18 protein-coding genes, 1 pseudogene and 1 riboswitch are annotated in these 17481 nt (G+C 72.0%); of the genes and pseudogenes, 10 read left to right on the forward strand and 9 right to left on the reverse strand.

The window, feature by feature from the left end:
- Positions 1-56 precede the first annotated feature (56 nt).
- The 3 genes from ACFY10_RS36060 (at position 57) to ACFY10_RS36070 (ending at position 3320) form a co-directional block, all read left to right on the forward strand.
- Positions 57-743 carry a class II aldolase/adducin family protein gene (locus tag ACFY10_RS36060; RefSeq protein ID WP_390669459.1) on the forward strand — a complete coding sequence of 229 codons (687 nt, stop codon included), beginning with the start codon at positions 57-59 and terminating at the stop codon, positions 741-743.
- Positions 740-1678, forward strand: coding sequence for a carbohydrate kinase family protein (locus ACFY10_RS36065; protein ID WP_390669460.1), 939 nt, complete (start codon positions 740-742; stop codon positions 1676-1678). Before ACFY10_RS36060 ends, ACFY10_RS36065 begins: the two co-directional genes overlap by 4 nt.
- Before the next feature lie 88 nt (positions 1679-1766).
- Complete coding sequence (locus ACFY10_RS36070) at positions 1767-3320, forward strand: MFS transporter (RefSeq protein ID WP_390669461.1); 1554 nt, start codon at positions 1767-1769, stop codon at positions 3318-3320.
- A gap of 5 nt (positions 3321-3325) precedes the next feature.
- Here ACFY10_RS36070 and ACFY10_RS36075 read toward each other — a convergent pair whose 3' ends face one another.
- Positions 3326-3757 (reverse strand): VOC family protein, encoded by a 432-nt coding sequence (locus tag ACFY10_RS36075; RefSeq protein ID WP_390669462.1) that lies wholly within the window; start codon positions 3755-3757, stop codon positions 3326-3328.
- A 101-nt stretch (positions 3758-3858) separates the two neighbouring features.
- On the opposite strand from ACFY10_RS36075, the gene ACFY10_RS36080 reads away from it, so the two are divergent.
- The gene (locus tag ACFY10_RS36080; RefSeq protein ID WP_390669463.1) at positions 3859-4494 is read left to right on the forward strand and encodes a DinB family protein; all 636 of its coding nucleotides are present in this window, start codon (positions 3859-3861) and stop codon (positions 4492-4494) included.
- A gap of 15 nt (positions 4495-4509) precedes the next feature.
- Here the strand turns inward: ACFY10_RS36080 and ACFY10_RS36085 are convergent, their stop codons facing one another.
- The 3 genes from ACFY10_RS36085 to ACFY10_RS36095 form a co-directional block, all read right to left on the reverse strand.
- Entirely contained in the window at positions 4510-5259 is a 750-nt protein-coding gene (locus tag ACFY10_RS36085; protein WP_390669537.1) for a LuxR C-terminal-related transcriptional regulator, read from the reverse strand.
- Positions 5260-5513: 254 nt separating this feature from the next.
- On the reverse strand, positions 5514-6260 hold the full coding sequence (locus tag ACFY10_RS36090; RefSeq protein ID WP_390669538.1) for an SDR family NAD(P)-dependent oxidoreductase: 747 nt from the start codon (positions 6258-6260) through the stop codon (positions 5514-5516).
- Positions 6261-6480: 220 nt separating this feature from the next.
- Entirely contained in the window at positions 6481-6666 is a 186-nt protein-coding gene (locus tag ACFY10_RS36095) for a hypothetical protein (protein ID WP_390669465.1), read from the reverse strand.
- Positions 6667-6670: 4 nt separating this feature from the next.
- On the opposite strand from ACFY10_RS36095, the gene ACFY10_RS36100 reads away from it, so the two are divergent.
- Entirely contained in the window at positions 6671-6889 is a 219-nt protein-coding gene (locus ACFY10_RS36100) for a hypothetical protein (protein WP_390669466.1), read from the forward strand.
- A 3-nt stretch (positions 6890-6892) separates the two neighbouring features.
- On the opposite strand, the gene ACFY10_RS36105 is transcribed toward ACFY10_RS36100, so the two are convergent.
- Positions 6893-8374, reverse strand: a complete 1482-nt coding sequence (locus tag ACFY10_RS36105) for an NlpC/P60 family protein (RefSeq protein WP_390669468.1) — start codon at positions 8372-8374, stop codon at positions 6893-6895.
- Between the two features lie 8 nt (positions 8375-8382).
- A riboswitch (cyclic di-AMP (ydaO/yuaA leader) is annotated at positions 8383-8557 on the reverse strand.
- Positions 8558-8890: 333 nt separating this feature from the next.
- Positions 8891-9268 (reverse strand): DUF5997 family protein, encoded by a 378-nt coding sequence (locus ACFY10_RS36110; RefSeq protein ID WP_390669469.1) that lies wholly within the window; start codon positions 9266-9268, stop codon positions 8891-8893.
- Between the two features lie 58 nt (positions 9269-9326).
- Here ACFY10_RS36110 and ACFY10_RS36115 point away from each other — a divergent pair, with 58 nt between their 5' ends.
- Together ACFY10_RS36115 and ACFY10_RS36120 are read left to right on the forward strand one after the other, a co-directional pair.
- Complete coding sequence (locus ACFY10_RS36115) at positions 9327-10112, forward strand: LysR family transcriptional regulator substrate-binding protein (RefSeq protein WP_390669470.1); 786 nt, start codon at positions 9327-9329, stop codon at positions 10110-10112.
- A gap of 68 nt (positions 10113-10180) precedes the next feature.
- Positions 10181-11047: a hypothetical protein gene (locus tag ACFY10_RS36120; protein ID WP_390669471.1), complete on the forward strand. Its 867-nt coding sequence runs from the start codon at positions 10181-10183 to the stop codon at positions 11045-11047.
- 26 nt (positions 11048-11073) lie between these two features.
- Here the strand turns inward: ACFY10_RS36120 and ACFY10_RS36125 are convergent, their stop codons facing one another.
- Entirely contained in the window at positions 11074-11646 is a 573-nt protein-coding gene (locus ACFY10_RS36125) for a TerD family protein (protein ID WP_390669540.1), read from the reverse strand.
- Positions 11647-11770: 124 nt separating this feature from the next.
- Between ACFY10_RS36125 and ACFY10_RS36130 the strand changes: the two genes are divergently transcribed.
- Positions 11771-12805 (forward strand): permease, encoded by a 1035-nt coding sequence (locus ACFY10_RS36130; protein ID WP_390669472.1) that lies wholly within the window; start codon positions 11771-11773, stop codon positions 12803-12805.
- Entirely contained in the window at positions 12802-13530 is a 729-nt protein-coding gene (locus ACFY10_RS36135; protein ID WP_390669473.1) for a TIGR03943 family putative permease subunit, read from the forward strand. The genes ACFY10_RS36130 and ACFY10_RS36135 overlap by 4 nt, the downstream gene beginning before the upstream one ends.
- 45 nt (positions 13531-13575) lie before the next feature.
- Here the strand turns inward: ACFY10_RS36135 and ACFY10_RS36140 are convergent.
- Both ACFY10_RS36140 and ACFY10_RS36145 read right to left on the reverse strand, forming a co-directional pair.
- Positions 13576-13824 (reverse strand): annotated as a pseudogene (locus tag ACFY10_RS36140) (type I glutamate--ammonia ligase); the annotation flags it as partial.
- A 2-nt stretch (positions 13825-13826) separates the two neighbouring features.
- Positions 13827-14705: an alpha/beta fold hydrolase gene (locus ACFY10_RS36145; protein WP_390669474.1), complete on the reverse strand. Its 879-nt coding sequence runs from the start codon at positions 14703-14705 to the stop codon at positions 13827-13829.
- A gap of 121 nt (positions 14706-14826) precedes the next feature.
- Between ACFY10_RS36145 and ACFY10_RS36150 the strand changes: the two genes are divergently transcribed.
- On the forward strand, positions 14827-17427 hold the full coding sequence (locus tag ACFY10_RS36150) for an ATP-binding protein (protein WP_390669475.1): 2601 nt from the start codon (positions 14827-14829) through the stop codon (positions 17425-17427).
- Positions 17428-17481 lie beyond the last annotated feature (54 nt).

The following is a 17481-nucleotide window of genomic DNA, read 5'->3' on the forward strand; positions in this document are numbered from 1 at the left end:
AACAACCTCCGAACCTGAACGTGACTTTGTTTCATGTTTAGGTTACGGTCCCGCACATGACCGACTCAAGCACGGCGCTCGGGCGGGAGCGGGCCGCCGTGGCGGAGGCCTGCCGCCGACTGGGGGCGGAGGGCCTGCTCATCGGTACGGCCGGGAACGTGAGCGTGCGAGTGGGGGAGCGGGTCGCGATCACCGCAACCGGGGCGGTGCTCGCCGAACTCACCGCGGACCAGGTGACGGTGGTCGACCTGGACGGGAAGATCGTGGGCGGGACGCTGGAGCCCACCTCGGAACTGGAGCTGCACCTCGGTGTCTACCGGCGCCACGGCACCGGCGCGGTCGTCCACACGCACGCCCCGATGGCCACCGCGCTCTCCCTGGTCCTCGACGAACTGCCCTGCATCCACTACCAGTTGCTCGCTCTCGGCGGCACCGTCCGCGTCGCGCCGTACGCCACCTTCGGAACCCCCGAACTCGCCGAGTCCGTCCTCGCCGCGCTGGAGGGCCGCAGCGCCGCACTGATGGCCAACCACGGCGCACTCACCCACGCACCGACCCTCGACAAGGCGGTCGAGCACGCCCTGCTGCTGGAGTGGGCCTGCGGTGTCTACCAGCACGCGGCCGCGCTCGGACCGCCCCGCGTCCTGGACGAGCAGCAGCAACTCGCGGTCATCGAGGCCGCGATCGCCCGCAACTACGGCACCACCCACTCCGTACCACCCGAGCAGGAGGGCACCCGATGAAGGCACAGCAGGTCGTCACGATGGGCGTGCACGTGCTGGACGTACTGGTACGGCCGGTGGAGGAGATACCCGAGGGCCAGGGCGCGACCCTCGTGGACGACATCCGGATGACCGCCGCAGGGACGGCCGGCGGCACCGCCCTCACTCTCGCCAAGCTGGGCGCCCAGGTGCGCACCGCCGGCGCGATCGGCACCGACCCGACCGGCGACATGCTCGTCCAGCTCCTCAACAGGGCAGGAATCGACACCGGGTTGCTCGTCCGCCGCATCGACACCTCCACCTCGGCGAGCGTCCTGCCCATCCGCCCCAACGGCGACCGCCCCTCCCTCCACCTCCTCGGTGCCAACATCACCTACGGCCTCGACGACGTGCCCTGGGACGCGGTGGCCGAGGCCACCCACCTCCACCTGGGCGGCCCCGAGCTGATCGGTGCCGACGTCGCCTCGCGCATCCTGGCGCACGCCAAGGAACACGACGTGGTCACCTCCGTGGACCTCCTCGCCCCCGGCGAGCTCGGCACCTTCGACCAGATCGAACCGGTGCTCCCCTATGTCGACTTCCTGCTGCCCAACGACGACCAGGTCCTCGGATTCAGCGAGGAGGAGGACCTCGTGACGGGCGCGAAGAAGTTTCTGGCCGCCGGGGCCGGTCTCGTCGCGGTCACCCGTGGCGGCGACGGCGTGCTCCTGGTGACGGCCGAGGGCACGGAAACGGTCCCCGCCTTCGCGATCGACGTCGTCGACACGACCGGCTGCGGCGACGCGTTCTCGGCCGGTTTCCTGCGCGGCGTGAGCCTGGGCCGCACGCCCCGCGAGGCGGCCGTACTGGGCAGCGCCGCGGCCGCGCTGGTGGCGCAGGGGCTCGGCAGCGATCACGGGGAATTCGACCTGCCCGAGGCCGACGAGTTCGCCATGACCCACAAGACCCGCACATGACGTCGGTTTCGCGCATCGAGTGGTGACGGCCCCGGCAGGAGCGTACGGTCGAACAGTGGACGGCACCGTTCACTGAGAGCGACGCACTATGAGCAGCAGCCCGCAGCCGACCTCCGCATCACAGGCCGCCACCCGCGAACCGGGCGGCGGCGGAAACGGCATGGCGCTGCTGGTCATCGCGTCGTGCCAGCTGATGGTGGTCCTGGACATCACCATCGTGAACATCGCGCTGCCGCACATCCAGAGCGCCCTGGACTTCTCCACCACCAGCCTGTCCTGGGTGGTCAACGCCTACACCCTCACCTTCGGCGGTCTGCTGCTGCTCGGCGGGCGGACCGGCGACATCCTGGGCAGGCGGCGGATGTTCATTTTCGGCGTGCTGCTGTTCGCGCTGGCCTCCCTGCTGGGCGGGCTCGCCCAGAACTCCGGCGAACTCCTCGCCGCACGCGCCCTGCAGGGAGTCGGCGGCGCCATCGCCTCCCCGACCGCGCTCGCCCTGATCAGCACGACCTTCCGCGAGGGCCCGGACCGGAACCGGGCCTTCGGGGTGTTCGCCGGGGTCTCGGCGGGCGGCGGGGCCATCGGGCTGGTCGCGGGCGGAGTCATCGTCGAGTGGCTGAACTGGCGCTGGGTGCTCTTCGTCAACGTCCCGATCGGCGTGCTCATCGCCCTCGCCACGCCCCGCGTGATCAAGGAGTCCGAACGCCACCCGGGCCACTTCGACCTGGCCGGCGCTCTGACCTCCACCGTGGGCATGGTGCTGCTGGTGTACGGCTTCATCAGAGCCGCCCAGGAGGGCTGGCGGGACCCGCTCACGCTGGCCTCGTTCGCCGCGGCCGTCGTGGTCCTCGCGACGTTCATCCTGATCGAACGGCGCTCCAGCCAGCCCATCACGCCGCTGCACATGTTCGCCGACCGCAACCGTGCGGGCACCTACGGCATCATGCTGAGCCTCGCCGCCGCGATCTTCGGCATGTTCTTCTTCCTCACGCTCTTCGTGCAGGACGTACTGGGCTTCAGCCCACTGGCAACCGGGTTCGCCTTCCTGCCGGTCAGCGCGGTCATCGCCGTCGGCGCCGGGCTGGCCTCGCGGTTCCTGCCGAAGTTCGGACCCAAACCCTTCATGGTGGTGGGCGCCGTTCTCGCGGCGGCGGGCCTGGCCTGGCTGACCCTGACCGACGTCCACTCCACCTACGCGGGCAGCATCCTCGGCCCGATCCTCGTCTTCAGCCTGGGCATGGGCATGGAGTTCGTCTCGCTCACCCTCATGGCGCTCTCCAACGTCCCCGTCCAGGAGACCGGCGCGGCCTCCGGACTCCTCAACGCCACCCAGCAGGTGGGCGGTTCACTCGGTCTGTCCATCCTGGTCACCATGTTCGGCACGGCCAGCACCAACGAGGCCCACAAGCAGATCCCGCGTTTCCTGGCCCAGGCCACCCCGGCCGAACGCCTGCGCTTCCGGCACACCGGGCAGCTCCCGCGCCCCTGGTCCGACCATGTGCTCACGTCCGGGATCTCGGCGGCCTTCATCATGGCGGCGATCTTCACCGTCCTCGCCGCTCTGATCGCCCTGGTCGTCATCCAGGTCCGCCCCTCCGACCTGGAACGGCTCAAGGGCGGGACGGGGCCCGGGCCGGGCTGAGCACCTCAATCGGCCGAGACCGACTCCCCGCCCCATTCCTCCGGCGCGACATCCGCGAGTGTCTCCGAGAACGTCCACTGATGACCCGCAAGGTCCTCGGCGGTGTACTGGCGTTCCCCGTACTCGAAGTCGGTCGGTTCCATGACGATGCGTGCGCCGTGCTCCCGGGCCTGCTCGCAGTGGGCACGGGCGTTGTCCACGCGCACCATCACGGAGTGCGTGACCTCGCCGGGGCGCGGGGGCCGGCGGTCCTTGCGGGTGTCCCCGACGATCACGGCGCCCTCGCCGAACCCGAGCTGTGCGCGGTGGTCCTCGCCGATCCGCACCCGTTCCACGAACCCGAAGGCCGCACCGAGCCAGGCGACGGCCGCGCGCACGTCGGGGTAGATCAGGACGGGGATGACGGTCGAGGAGGGGATGGAGCGGTTCGGCTTCATGGCCGACTCCCTGTCATCGGAAATCGAGAGGCGGGTTGCTTGCCGGTTGTGCCAGGCTAGCCGGTCAGTTCGTGCCTCCTCGGTGCGTTGACGAGTTCGCCATGGGAGTGTCGGTGACCGCATCTCGCCTGGCCCCGTTGCTGGAGCAGTTCGACTTCGCCTGCGGGCGTCTGGCCGCCCGCCTGACCGGGCCGCTGATGGACAGCGGTGACGGTTCGCACACCGAGGTCGGGCCCATGACCGATGCGGAGTACCTCTGGGAGCCGGTGCCGGACTGCTGGTCGGTGCGGCGGCGGGCGAACGGGCCGGGGCCGCGCGCGACCCTGCTGGCCGGTGCCGCGCACGGAGACTGGGGACGTGACGCCGCGGCCTACCCGCACCCCTGGCCGCCGCCCTTCACCACCATCGCGTGGCGGCTGAGCCACCTGAGCGAGATGCTGATCCTCCGTGCCGATCATACGGCAGGCGGCCACCGCCTCACCCGGGACGACTACCCCGTCAGCGGGGACGCCGCAGCGGCCGTCGCCGCCTTTGACGCCGGTGTCACGGCCTGGCGGAAGGCGCTGCTGAGCATCGACGAAGCGGCACTCGACACGGTCGGCCACTGCACCTATCCCCACGGCAGCGACCTCGAAGAGCCTTTCGTCGACATCGTGTGGTGGGTCAACCAGGAAGTCCTGCACCACGGGGCCGAGATCGCCCTGCTGCGCGACCTGTACCGCGCCCGACAGCTCTGACCGTGCCGCCACCGGTCACGGCGCGGGGACCAGCCCCAGTTGCTGGGCCCGCAGGACCGTGCTGATGCGGTCGCGGGTGCCGAGTTTGCGGTAGATCTTCTCGATGTGCTTGTGGACCGTACGGTCCGAGATGCCGAGCCGCCGGCCGATCGCCGCCGCGGTCAGGGCGTCCGTGAGCAGGAGCAGGACGGCCGTCTCCCGGGGCGTGAGAGGGCAGTCCGTGGCCGGTTCGCCGGTGGAGTGCGGGGCGGCCGTCCGCTTCCAGCGTTCCAGGAGCTGCCGCTGCTGCTCCACCGCCGCCAGCAGCGGCTGCAGCTGCTGGGCCGCGCGGACGTGGTCGTCGGTGAAGTCCGTACCGGAGCGGTAGACCATGCATCCGGTGATCGGCGTCGTCGTCCCGGGCAGCGGAATCGCCAGTACGTCGTCCGCGTCCATGATGTCGCCGATCAGCCGCGCGGTCGGGCTCGCGGACCAGGCGGTGCCCGCGGTACGGCGCGCAGTGAGGGGAGTCCTGTCGGGCCCGGCCGCGTAGTGGTGCGCGAACGGAAAACCCGCGCGCAGGAGGCCCAGGTCCTCCTCCCCGAGCCCGTCGAACTCGACGGTGACCTCGGGCGGCATGCCGACCGTGCCCTCGGCCTCGTTCCAGTCGTCGAGCTTGTAGATCAGGGTCTCGCCGCCGCACAGGCTCGGCAGGGCGCTCGCCACCAGCGGCCACAGCCGCTCCGGATCGCGTTCGTGGAGGGCGGCCACGGCCACCGACAGCATGCGCTCGTGGGCCCCGCCCAGCACGTGTGCCACGTTCTTCTCCGCTCGCTCGCCGCGTACGCAGTTGTACCCATACCGGCGACGCCTTCCGCTGCTCCAGACTGCATGCGAGCAACAGCGACGTTCTCGGATGTACTCCAGCACATCGGCCATACAGCGGCCGCAGCGGGGGGAGCCCCGGCGCCTGGGGAGGACGCCGGGATCCCCACGCCGTGCGGGGCCGCCGGCGCGGGGGACCGGCGGGCCCGCACGGCTCACACCGACGCGGGCGGATCCGTACGCATCGCATCCGAGATCGACTTGACGCCACCGTGCGCGGTAAGGCCCCCGTCCACCGGAATCTCCGCCCCGGTGATGAACGACGACTCGTCGGACAGCAGGAAGACCACCAGCGGTGCGATGTCGTCGACGCTTCCGCTGCGGCCGAGCGGGGTCTCGCGGATGGTCGACTCGCGGAAGGCGGGAGTGGCGGCGGCCGTCATCTCGGTCTCGATATAGCCGGGGTGGACGGTGTTCACGCGGATGCCCCGCGGCCCCAGCTCCATGGCGGCGATCTTCGACACCCCCCGCAGGGCCCACTTGCTGGCCGTGTACGCCACCGGATAGTAGCCGGTGAGCGCGGCGGACGAGCCCACGTTGACGATCGACGAGCCGGGCGGCATCAGCGGGGCGAGGTGCTGGATGCCGAGCAGCGGTCCGGTCGTGTTCACCGCCTGGACCTGCGCGAAGTCCTCGGGGCGCACCGCGCCGAGCCGCTCGCGCCGGATGATGCCCGCGTTGTTGACCAGCCCGTGGATCTCGCCGTACGACTCCTTCAGCTCCGCGGCCAGCTTCGCCCAGTCGCTCTCGCTGCTGACGTCGAGCGGCCGGCAGTCGCCCTCCGGCCGTACGTCGGTGGCGATCACCCGGGCCCCGGCCCGGGCTGCCGCCTCGGCCTCGGCGGCCCCCTGTCCGCGGGCCGCCCCGGTGACGACCACGATTTTTCCGGCCAGCCGCTGCATGTACTGATCGCTCACGTCGACATTGTTCACCACCGCGGCAGCCTCAGCTCGTAGTCCGGCTGGATCCGCCGCATGCAGCCGGTCGAGGGCGCCGTGGTCGTCGGCCGAGTTCCACGGGTAGTGCGTGTCGCAGGAGTGGCCGAGGGAGGGGATGGCCGCGGCGACATGGTCATGGCAGCCAGGCCCGGCGGGTGTTGTCGGTGGGACTGTTCAACGGTCATCAGGCTCCCTTCAAGGGCGCGACAGGGAGCGGGAGTTGTGGGGTCGGATTGCCCAGGGCGTGGAACAGCGCCGTCGCGAGGACCAGGCCCTCGCGGGCGATCGGCGCGAGCAGGTGCTCGTCGGGGGCGTGCTGCAGACAGCCGGGGTAGGAGCGCGGCAGCCATAGTGCGGGCAGGCCGAGCACGTCCGTGAAGACCGCGCCCAGTTGGAGGGACTCACGGTCCGCCCCGCCCTGGTCTGCGACGCGCTCGCCCCGCAGTACGAGTTCGGTCGCCTACGTCCGGGTCGAGCACCCGGTCTTCCGGCAGCACGAGGCGCAGATCCAGACGATGCTCGGCCGCCGACTCCCGTGGGCGGCCTCGCAGTTCACCGAGCTGCTGGTGTCACGGCTGGACCGACGTTCCTGAACCTCACGCAGGCCGGACCGCGATGCGGATCGCCGCCTCCCCGGCGTTGTGGATCGACTCCTCGCGGATCACCGAGCCCGGGCCGGGCGCGTGGATCATCATGCCGTTGCCGGTGTAGAGGCCGACGTGGCTGAAGTTGTCGTGGAAGAAGATCAGGTCTCCTGGGCGGCTCTCGGCGAGCGGGATCACCGTGCCGATGCTCGCCTGCTCGGCCGTGGACCGCGGCAGGGCGACCCCCGCGGCCTTCCAGGCGGCCTGGGTGAGACCGGCATTGTCGTACGACTCCGGTCCGACCGCACCCCACAGGCACGGCCTGCCGATCTGCGCCTGCGCGAAGGCGACGGCCCGGTCGGCCTTGGTGCCGGTGGGCGTCTGCGGGGTCGGGACACCCGTGTCGAGGACGGTCAGCTCCTGCGAGCGCCAGTCCTGGGCCGCAGGTATGCCCGTGTCGAGCACCGACGGCTGCGAGCGCCACTCCTGGGCCATGGACAAGCCGGTGTCGAGAACCGTCTGCTCCTGCGGGCGCCACTGCTCGGCCGCGGGTACGCCGGTGTCGAGGACCGACGGCTGCTGCAGCCGCCAGGCCTCGTCGGCCGCACGACGGGCCTGCTCCTGTGCCACGGGGTCCTGCCAGCCGCCCTGGAGCGGCTGCACGACGGCCTGCTGGGCCGTGGTGGCCCAGGCGGGCTGCGGAGACTGGGCCTCGATCGCCGCGAGCGGTGAGCTCTGCTGTGCGGCCGCCTGCCAGGTGTTCCCGGCCGGTCGAGGCTCGACGGCCGGGCGCGGGACGGAGGTCTGCTGGGCCGTGTACCGGTACAGCAGCTCGCTGGCGGCCGCGATCCTGCGTTGGCTCTCCTGCTTGGACTTCCGCAGCGAGGTCTGCTTCGACTCGGGGGCCGCCGGCAGGGCGGCGACGGCCTCCTGACGGGGTGCCGGCACGGCGGGCAGCGCGGTCGCGTGGCCGGCGGTCAGCTCGGCGACGGGACGGCGGACGCCTGCCGCGGGCAGCTCGGGCACGGGCCGCCCGGCCGCCTCCAGCTCACGGCCCGCACGACCCTCCGCACGCTCCGCCGGACGCGCGCGCCGGGTCTCGGCCGGGCGGCTCGGCGTGCGGTCGGACGGCAGTACCGCCGGGACCGTCGGGCCCAGCGACGCCCGCGCCGCGTCGAACCACTGCCTGGTGACGTTGTCGAGGTCGGGATCAGAGCGCCTGCCCCCGCCCGCCGGGGTGCCGCGCCCACGCTGGCCCGACCCCTGAGTGCGGGTCAGGTTGTACTGGCCGGTGTCGCTCTCGGCCTGGTCGTAGAGGCTGCTCACGCGCTGCCGGACGTCTTCGCGGCTGGGGCCCTCATCCCCCGTCAGGGGCACCGCGTCGGCGGTCTGCGACAGCAGCGCCACCGAGGTGAGGGCCGCCGTCGCAAGAGCGGAATTGCGCATACCGGGCAGGCCGAGGCCTCCGGTGCGCGATGGTCGATCCGGCGCCATGGGAGCCGTACTCCTTCCGTACTCCGCCTACCGAGTTAGCTGTCGGGTTCGGGCGGTCGGTTCCGGAAGGCATGCCCTACGGCCCCTGCCCTGTCGGGCAGTTGGGCCGATTCACCCCATCGTTCGGTTGGGTCCCCGGCTCCGGCTGCCACAGGGGCGCACCGGACTCGGCGGAGGCCACGCGTCCCGGCGGGGTTCGCCGGAGGAACTCGTGCGGCCTGATGCCACGCTAGCCAACTTGTGCGGCTCGTGTGAAGGTTGAAGGCCGGAATGTCCGATACGCTTTTGTGACCTTCGTCGTGATGCACCGTCAGATCCGTGCGTCGCGCACGCAACGGATCCGAACGGCAACCGACTGTCGCGGGCGGACGGCGTCAGCGCCCCAAAGGGGCGCGGGGCTGCATCGATCTGCGGCTCCGCCGCGCGGGCGCGGCCGGCCACGACGGCGCCGCAGACGAAAGGCGACATATCCCGGCCCCGCTGCGGAGCCGCACAGCGGCGCAGCCCGCGGAGCGCTCAGCGCTCAGCGTCCCGCTTCTTGATCCGCGCCGCCTCCTTGCGGACCTCGGCCTGTGTGGCCCGCTCCTTCTGCAGCCACTCGGGCTGCTCCTGCTTCAGGGCCTCGATCTGCTCGGTGGTCAGCGGCTCCGTGATCCCGCCGCGCGCGAGACCCGAGATGGAGACGCCCAGCTTCTCCGCGACCACCGGACGGGGGTGCGGCCCCTTGGCCCGCAGCTCACGCAGCCACTGAGGCGGATCGGCCTGGAAGGCGTCGAGCTCGGCTCGCGAGACGACACCCTCCCGGAATTCGGCGGGGGTGGCCTCGAGGTACACACCCAGCTTCTTCGCCGCGGTCGCGGGCTTCATCGTCTGGGTGCTCTGGTGCGACTTCATGCCGTCCAGGGTATCGACCGTGTTCGAGACCTCCGACCACGGCCGGTAACCTGGCCCGGTGACAGGCTCGGAAGCATCCCCAACGTTCCGGCTTGCGTACGTCCCGGGGGTGACGCCCGCCAAGTGGGTGCGGATCTGGAACGAGCGCCTGCCCGACATCCCGCTGAACCTCCTCGCCGTACCGGCCGCCGAAGCATCCGACGTGTTGCGCGCCGGTGACGCCGACGCGGGACTCGTACGGCTGCCGGTCGACCGTACGTTCTTCAGCGCGATCCCTCTCTACGCCGAGACGACGGTCGTCGTCGTCCCCAAGGACCACGTGATCACGGCGGCGGACGAGGTGACCGTCGAGGACCTCTCGGAGGAGGTCCTCTTCCACCCCCTCGACGACGTCTTCGACTGGGACCGGCCGCCGGGCGAGCCCGCCTTCGAGCGCCCCGCCACCACCGAGGACGCCGTGGAACTCGTCGCGGCGGGTGTCGGCCTCCTGGTCGTCCCCCAGTCGCTGGCCCGTCTGTACCACCGCAAGGACCTCACGTACCGGCCGCTGGTGGACGGCCCCGAGTCGAGCGTCGCCCTGGCGTGGCCCGAGGATGCGACCACGGACCTGGTCGAGGACTTCATCGGAATCGTCCGCGGCCGCACGGTCAACAGCTCCCGGGGCCGCAAGGCGCCGACGCCGGAGCCGAAGGGCGGGACCGGCGACACGGCCGGCGCCCGGCGCAAGCCCGCGGCGGGGAAGGCGACCGGGAAGACGGCAGGGAAGTCGACGGGGCGCAACCCGCGGGCCGGTTCCGACGTCTCCAAGGGCGCCAAGCGCAGGAAGCCCCGCCGCCGGGCATAGCCTCGGTCGGGGCGCCCTCGCCCCATTCCGATCCATCCGGTGGGGCGATGGACGGGAGGCGGGGGAGTTTGCTTCGCAAGGGGGAGCGGTCCGCAGGTGGGGCCGCGGACCGGCTGCGTGCCCGCGGACTGTGGGGCGATCGGGCCGGCCAGGGGCACGGGCAGCAGCGCGGTGCATGGTGGCGGGTGGCGGCGTTCGTCGGGCGCACGCTGCGGGGCGAGTGGCAGGGCATCGTCGTCGATCCGGTGCGGCAACTCGGACGTCGTGGGCTGCCCGCACTGTTCCTGGCGTTCCTGGCCGCCTTCGGTGTCATCTTCTTCCATGCGCTGGCGCAGCGGCCGGCCGGCGCCGTGGTGGTGCGGCTGCTCGGCGGCGTCAAGGCCGACCTGCCGTTGTGGCTGGCCCTGCTGCGCACGCCGGTGTCGCTGTACGTCCCGGCACTGGATCTGCCCGTGTGGGCGGGGATCACGCAGTTGTTCCTCGCGTTCGCGCTGGCCGAGCTCATCCTCGGCCGGGCCAGAACGCTCGTCATCTCGTACGCGACCACACTCGCCGGCACCCTCATGGTGCGCGTGATGATCGCGCTCGGTCCGGGCTGGGGCGGGCTGGGCCTGCCGCCCGGGATCGGGCAGGTGCTGGACACCGGACCGTCCGCCGCCGTCGTGGGCCTGTTCACCTATCTCGCCGTCGTCCGGCGCGCACCCGTCGTGTTCGCCCTCACCGGCGGGTCCATGGTGTGGGAGTCGATTGCCGTACCCAATCTGGCCGGCCGCGAGCACCTGATAGCCGTCGGCACCGCGATCGTCCTGGCCCTCTTCCACGTACACGGCCGCAGGCGGCCGTCCGCCCGGCCCCTCCCCCCGGTACGCCGAGCGCAGTCGCCGGGGGCGAGGGCCGGGGAGCCGTGCCCGGACGATCACGTCGCGGTCGGTTGAGCGCGTCGGCACGCACGCGACGCCGGTCAGGGCTGCGGGCTGCCGCCCATCTCCGCCGCAAAGCCCGTCGGGTCGCTGTCGAAACCTCTGACCGTCTCCTGGAACTCCCAGGCTCCGGAGGAGTCCCGGGTGAACTCGGCGACCGTCGCCGCGGTGGCGTCCGCGACCCGCCCGAAGTCGTCCTTGAGCAGCTCCGTGTATCCGTCGACGACCAGCACGCCCGTGTTCGAGACGTCGCCGAAGGGCTTGGGGCCGCTGCTCTGATGGATCGCCACGCCCACGACCACCCGCGCGAAGGAGGGTGCCAGGCGATCGAGCTCCAGGACCATCACCTCGACGAAGCCGTAACCCTGGCCGGTCTCGCTGTGCCGGCTCATGTTGATGGTGCCGTCCGGCGAGCGGCTCTCGGTGTGCACGACGTACACCGGCCGTCCGTACGGGGCGTCCTGCGAGTAGGTCGCCGCCATGATGTCCAGATGGTGAGGCGGCCGGTTCCAGGGGCTGGGATCCCACTTGAGCCGCACTTCGATCTTTCCCTGTATCTTGCCGCCGCCGCTCACCGGGCACTGCCCCTCTCGAATCAGGCCATCGCGGAACAGTCCCCCCGCAAGGTCAAGTATGTTCCCGGTCCAGTTCATTCATCCGCCTGTGGCGGCGTGTGCGCACCGTGAGGGGAGTGATCCTGGCTTATCTTCGCCACGAAATCTGACATCCGGAGTAAAAATGCAAAAAACGGATGAACTGGTTGATGTGGCGGAAGAAGTGGCGGTCGTCGCGTCGGCCGGCCACCAGGGTCGCCGCGTCACCGGACGGCCCTTGCCCGTCGTCATCGTCATGGCCGCCGGCTCGGTGGTGGTCCTCATGCTCACCGGCGTCGGATGGCTCAACCAGCCCGCTGTCGCGGCCTGGCGCACGGTCTGCCTGGCCATCACCGTCCAGGCGCTGCCCTTCCTGCTCCTGGGTACGGTCCTGTCGGGGGCGATCAACGCCTTCGTACCGGCCGACCTGTTCACCCGGATCCTGCCCCGGAGCCCCGCACTCGCCGTCCCGGTGGCCGGGGTCGCCGGGGTCGTACTGCCGGGCTGCGAGTGCGCCTCGGTGCCGGTCGCGAACAGCCTGATCCGCCGTGGTGTCACCCCCGCTGCCGCCTTCGCCTTCCTCCTCTCCGCCCCCGCGATCAACCCGATCGTGCTCACCGCCACGGCCGTCGCCTTCCCGGGAAACCCCGCCATGGTCGCCGCCCGGCTGCTGGCCTCCCTCGTCACCGCAGCCGCGATGGGCTGGCTGTGGCTCTGGCTGGGACGCGAGGAGTGGCTGCGGCCGGCCGCGCGCCATACGGGCCACCGGCCCGGACGCAGTCGCTGGAGGGAGTTCCGCCTCGGCTTCCAGCACGACTTCCTGCACGCAGGAGGCTTCCTGGTGCTGGGCGCCATGGCAGCGGCCACCTTCAACGTGGCCGTGCCGCGCTCGGTCCTCGACACCTTTTCCGGCTCGCCCTGGCTGTCCGTGTTCTTCCTGGCCGCGCTCGCCGTCCTGCTCGCCGTCTGCTCGGAGGCCGACGCGTTCGTCGCTGCCTCGCTCACCGGCTTCTCGCCCACTGCGCGGCTGGTGTTCATGGTGGTCGGCCCGATGGTCGACCTGAAGCTGATCGCCCTTCAGGCGGGCACGTTCGGCCGGGCCTTCGCACTCCGCTTCTCCACTGCGACGACGGTGGTGGCCGTGGCCGCCGGCGTCCTGATCGGAGGCGCACTGCTGTGAAGCGCCACGCCCAAGTCCTCCTGCTGGTCCTGACCGGCCTGGGCCTGCTGCACGCCGCCCTGTTCAGCGACCTCTGCCTGCGCTACGTCAAGGAAGGCCTGCGCCCCCTGCTGATCGCCTCCGGCGTGCTGCTCCTGTTGCTGGGCGTGGCAGGAGCAGCGCTGGACCGCACGGCCCCCGAAGCCGACGCACACGCACACGGCCACGACCACTCCACCGCCCCCCGCATCGCCTGGCTGCTGTTCCTGCCCGCGCTCAGCCTGCTCCTCTACGCCCCGCCCGCCCTCGGCGCATACACGGCCTCGCACACGAACAACAAGGTCGTGGCGAAGGAGCAGCGGTTCGACCCGCTGCCCGCGACCGTCCCCCTGCCGATGACCCTCACCGACTTCACCGCCCGGGTCCAGCAGGACCGGGAACAGGCCGTCAGAGGCCGCAGCATCCGCATGACCGGCTTCGCCACCCCGGCGGGGCAGGGCGGCGGCTGGTATCTGACCCGGATCATCTTCACCTGCTGCGCGGCGGACTCCCAGTCGGTCAAGGTCCGCATGTACGGGACTCCCGCACCGCCTGCCAACACCTGGGTGGCCGTCACCGGAACCTGGCACGCCAACGGCACGCTCGGCACGAAGTCCGCGACGGCGGCCCTCGACATCCACCGCACCGAGCGCATCTCCCCGCCCGTCAACGCATACACGGACGACCTTCCGCTCACCCCCTCGTGAGGCCGCGCAGGTTCGCCGGGCGCGACCGGATCAGACGGGCCCGCAAGGGCGGGTCAGACGTCCTTGCAGGAGGTACTCGTGGTCGGCCTCCAGGGCGTCCAGGACGGAGGGGAGGTCGGTGGGGACCTGGGGGACGCTCGCGTGTTCCTCGGGGGCGAGTTCGTAGAGGTCCTTGTCGACCGGCTCCGGTGGCTCCGTCTTGTTCTTGATGCCGTCCAGGCCCGCCAGGAGCATGGCCGAGAAGGCCAGATACGGGTTGCACGACGGGTCCGGGGCCCGGAACTCCAGGCGTTTGGTCAGGGCGCAGTGGACGAGCGCACGAACTCCCGGATGATCCGGGCCAGTTCCGTCGGTCGGTCCAGGGGGAGCAGCGTGTAGCCGTCGTCCACCTCGACCAGCCGCCCCTGCGGCAGCAACGCCGCGAGACGCCGGCCGTGTTCGGGCGGCATCACCCGGTCCTCGCGCGCCCAGACCACCAGAGCGGGCCGGTCGAAGAGCGGCAGACGTTCGGCGGTCGCTTCGAGCAGGCGGCGGGTGGCCCGGTTCGCGGTGCGCAGCAGTCGTACGGCGTCACGGCGGATCCCAGGCTGCCGCAGCACCGGCCGCATCCAGCGCGCGGTGGCCGCGTCGCCCCGCTTGGTCAGCCAGCCGAACGCGATCGGCAGCCGGCGCACCGTCCGCACCCGCATCTGCTGCATGAACAGCCCGAACATTCGGGGCGAGAGACGACCGGTGAGGACCAGGGTCCGGCCGGTCAGCCCGGGCGGGAAGTTGTCGAACGCGTCGCAGGACACCAGTACTGCCCGCCCCAGCCGCTCCTCCCCGTCGGCCATCAGGAACTGCGCGAGAGCACCACCCGTGTCGTTCCCGACCAGGGTGACCTCCCGCAGATCCAGCCGCTGAAGGAACTCCGCGACGAGCCGCGCCACCCCGGGCAGCGACAGATCCGCGTCCGGGTGCATCGGGTGGCGGTGCGCGCCCAGCGGGAGGGTCGGGGCGATGCACCGGTGGTCGGCGGACAGGTCGGCCGACGGGCCCTCCCACAGCGAGGCATCCATCATCAGGCCGTGCAGCAGCACCAGTACGGGACCGTCGCCGCCGGTGTCCTCGTACGCGATCGTGCCCGCGGAGAGCTCGATCTCGTACGCACCTGCAGTGCGGGCAGTGGTGTTCATGAAGGCCTCCCGTACGCGTCCGCCACGTGTCCGCACTCAAGAGGGCCGAGCGGCCCGGAGTGTGACATCCGACCGGCAGGACACGTCATCCCACCCCGCCCCCGGTGGCAGAATCGGCGGCGTGGACCGGGGGATCCTCGAGCGCGAGCCCGAGCTGGCACAGCTGGCCACGGCCGCACGGGAGGCGGCGGACGGGGCCGGTTCGGTGGTGCTCGTCTTCGGCGAGGCCGGAATCGGCAAGTCGAGCCTGGTGAGGGCCATGCCCGACCGGCTCCCCCTGCAGGCCCGCGTGCTCGTCGGACAGTGCGACGACCTCGCCACCCGGCGGCCCCTGGGCCCGTTCCGCGACCTCGTCGGCAGTGTCGGAGCCGAACTCGCCCGCGCCGTCACCGAGGGCGGCGACCGCCACCGCGTCTACGAGGCCCTGCACGGCGAGCTGGCCGTGACTCCGCATCCTGCAGTACTCGTCGTCGAGGACGTGCACTGGGCCGACGAGGCGTCCCTGGACGCGCTGCGCTTCCTGGTGCGGCGCATGGAGCGGCTGCCCGCCCTCCTCGTTCTCACCTACCGCGACGACGAGTTGAGCCGCGGACACCCCCTGCGCCACCTCCTCGGCCAGGTCTCCCGCGCACCCCGCGTGCACCGCCTGCCCCTGGCCCGGCTGTCACTGGACGCCGTTCGCACGCTCAGCGCTGCCGGCCGGCTCGACCCGGCGCAGGTCTACGAAGTCACGTCCGGGAACCCATTCTTCGTCGCCGAGGTCCTCGCGGCCGGCGGCACCGGGGGAGTGCCCCCGACGGTCGTCGACGCCGTGCTCGCCCGGCTGCGCGGACTGGATCCGGCCACCGTGGACGCGCTCGAGCAGCTCGCCGTCGTCCCGTCGGCGGTCGAACGCCCCCTGGTCGACGCGCTGCTGAACGGTGGGGTGGCGGTTCTCGCCGCGGCCGAGCAGCGCGGGCTGCTGGCCGTTGCCCCGGAACGGGTCGCGTTCCGGCACGAGCTGATCCGGCGGGCGGTCGCCGACTCCGTGCCCGCCGCCCGGAGCATCGACCTCAACCGCAACGTCCTCGCGGCGCTCGTCGCCCGCCCCGGCTCGGACGCCGCCCGCATCGTCCATCACGCCGCCCAGGCCGGAGACCAGGACGCCATCGCCCGCTACGGGCCCGACGCGGCCCGCGACGCCGCCGGAGCCGGCGCCCACCGCGAGGCCGCCGCCCAGCTGCGGCTCGTCCTGCAGCAACGGCACCGCTACACCCCGCCCGACCTCGCCGACCTGCTGGAACGCTATGCCGTGGAGAGCTACACCATCGCCGACTCGGCCGCCGCCGTCAGCGCCCAGCGGGAGGCGGTGGCCCTGCGCCGCTCGCTCGGCGACACCCTCGCCCTCGGCGCCGATCTGCGCTGGCTCTCCCGTATCCACTGGTGGGCCGGGGACGCCGACGAGGCGCAGGACGCCGCCCGCGAGGCCGTCGCCGTCCTGGAACACGCGGGCGACGACCGGCTGCTGGCGCTCGCCGTCAGCAACATCGCCCAGCTGCGGATGCTGTCCGACCGCTACCCCGAGGCCGTCGAACACGCCGAGCGCGCCATCGTGCTGGCCCAGAAGACCGACGACGCGGCGATCCTCTCGCACGCCCTCAACAACATGGGCACGGCCCGCTGGCGGGGCGGGGACCCGGGCGGGCGGCACCAGCTGGAGGAGAGCCTGGAGGTCGCCCTCGACGCCGGTGAGGTCGAACACGCCTGCCGCGCCTACGCCAATCTCATCTGGACCCTGCTCGACCACCTGCAGTACACGGAGGCCGACCGCTTCCTGCCCCCGGCCATGGACCTGGCCGACCGCGCCGAACATCTCGGTTTCCTCACCTATCTCCACGTCGAGCTGGCCATGCGCCGGCTCGCCGCCGCCGACTGGGAGGACGCCGAGCGGCACGCCGAGTTCGGCATCCACGACTTCCTGCCCGCCCGCTGCCCGGCGCTGACCGTCCTGGCCCGCATCCGCACCCGCTGCGGCCGCCCCGGCGTCGGCGAACTCCTCACCGAGGCCCGGGAGATCGCCGTACGGACCCGGGAACTCCAGCGCACCGGCCCCGTCGCGGCAGCACTGGCGGAGGCGGCCTGGCTGCGCGGCGACCACGCCGCCGTCGTCGAGGCCGTCGCCCCGGTCCACGCCCAGGCCCGCCACCTGGCCGGTGTCCCCTACCGCGCCGAACTCGGCTACTGGCTCACCAAGGCCGGGTACCCGGTCCCGGTGGACGACTCGGGGCATCCGTACGCGTTGCAGGCCCGCGGGCAGTGGCGGCGGGCCGCGGCCCTGTGGCACACGGCGGGCTGCCCCTACGAGTACGCCGCCGCGCTCGCGGAGAGCCCGGAACCCGCCGACAAGCTCACCGCCCTCGCCCGGCTCGACGCCCTGGGCGCCGAACCCCTGGCCCGGCTGGTCCGCGCCGAACTGCGCGGGCTCGGCGTGCGCCGCATCCCGCGCGGCCCGCTCGCCGCCACCCGGGGCAACCCGGCCGGTCTCACGGAACGCCAGCTGCAGGTCATGCGGCTGCTGGCCGAGGGCCTGACCAACTCCGAGATCGCCGCCCGCCTCGTCGTGTCCGTCCGGACCGTCGACAACCACGTCCGCGCGGTCCTCGACAAGCTGGACGCACCCACCCGGCGCCACGTCGCCGTCCGCGCCGCGGAGCTCGGACTGCTCGCCGAGCGCGAAACGTAGGTACCCCGCCGGCCCGAGCTAGGTGGCACCCACGGATGCCCGGGCTCGCGCAAC

Origin of the sequence: Streptomyces sp. NPDC001401 (genome assembly GCF_042895385.1) — a bacterium.
Taxonomy (GTDB): domain Bacteria; phylum Actinomycetota; class Actinomycetes; order Streptomycetales; family Streptomycetaceae; genus Streptomyces.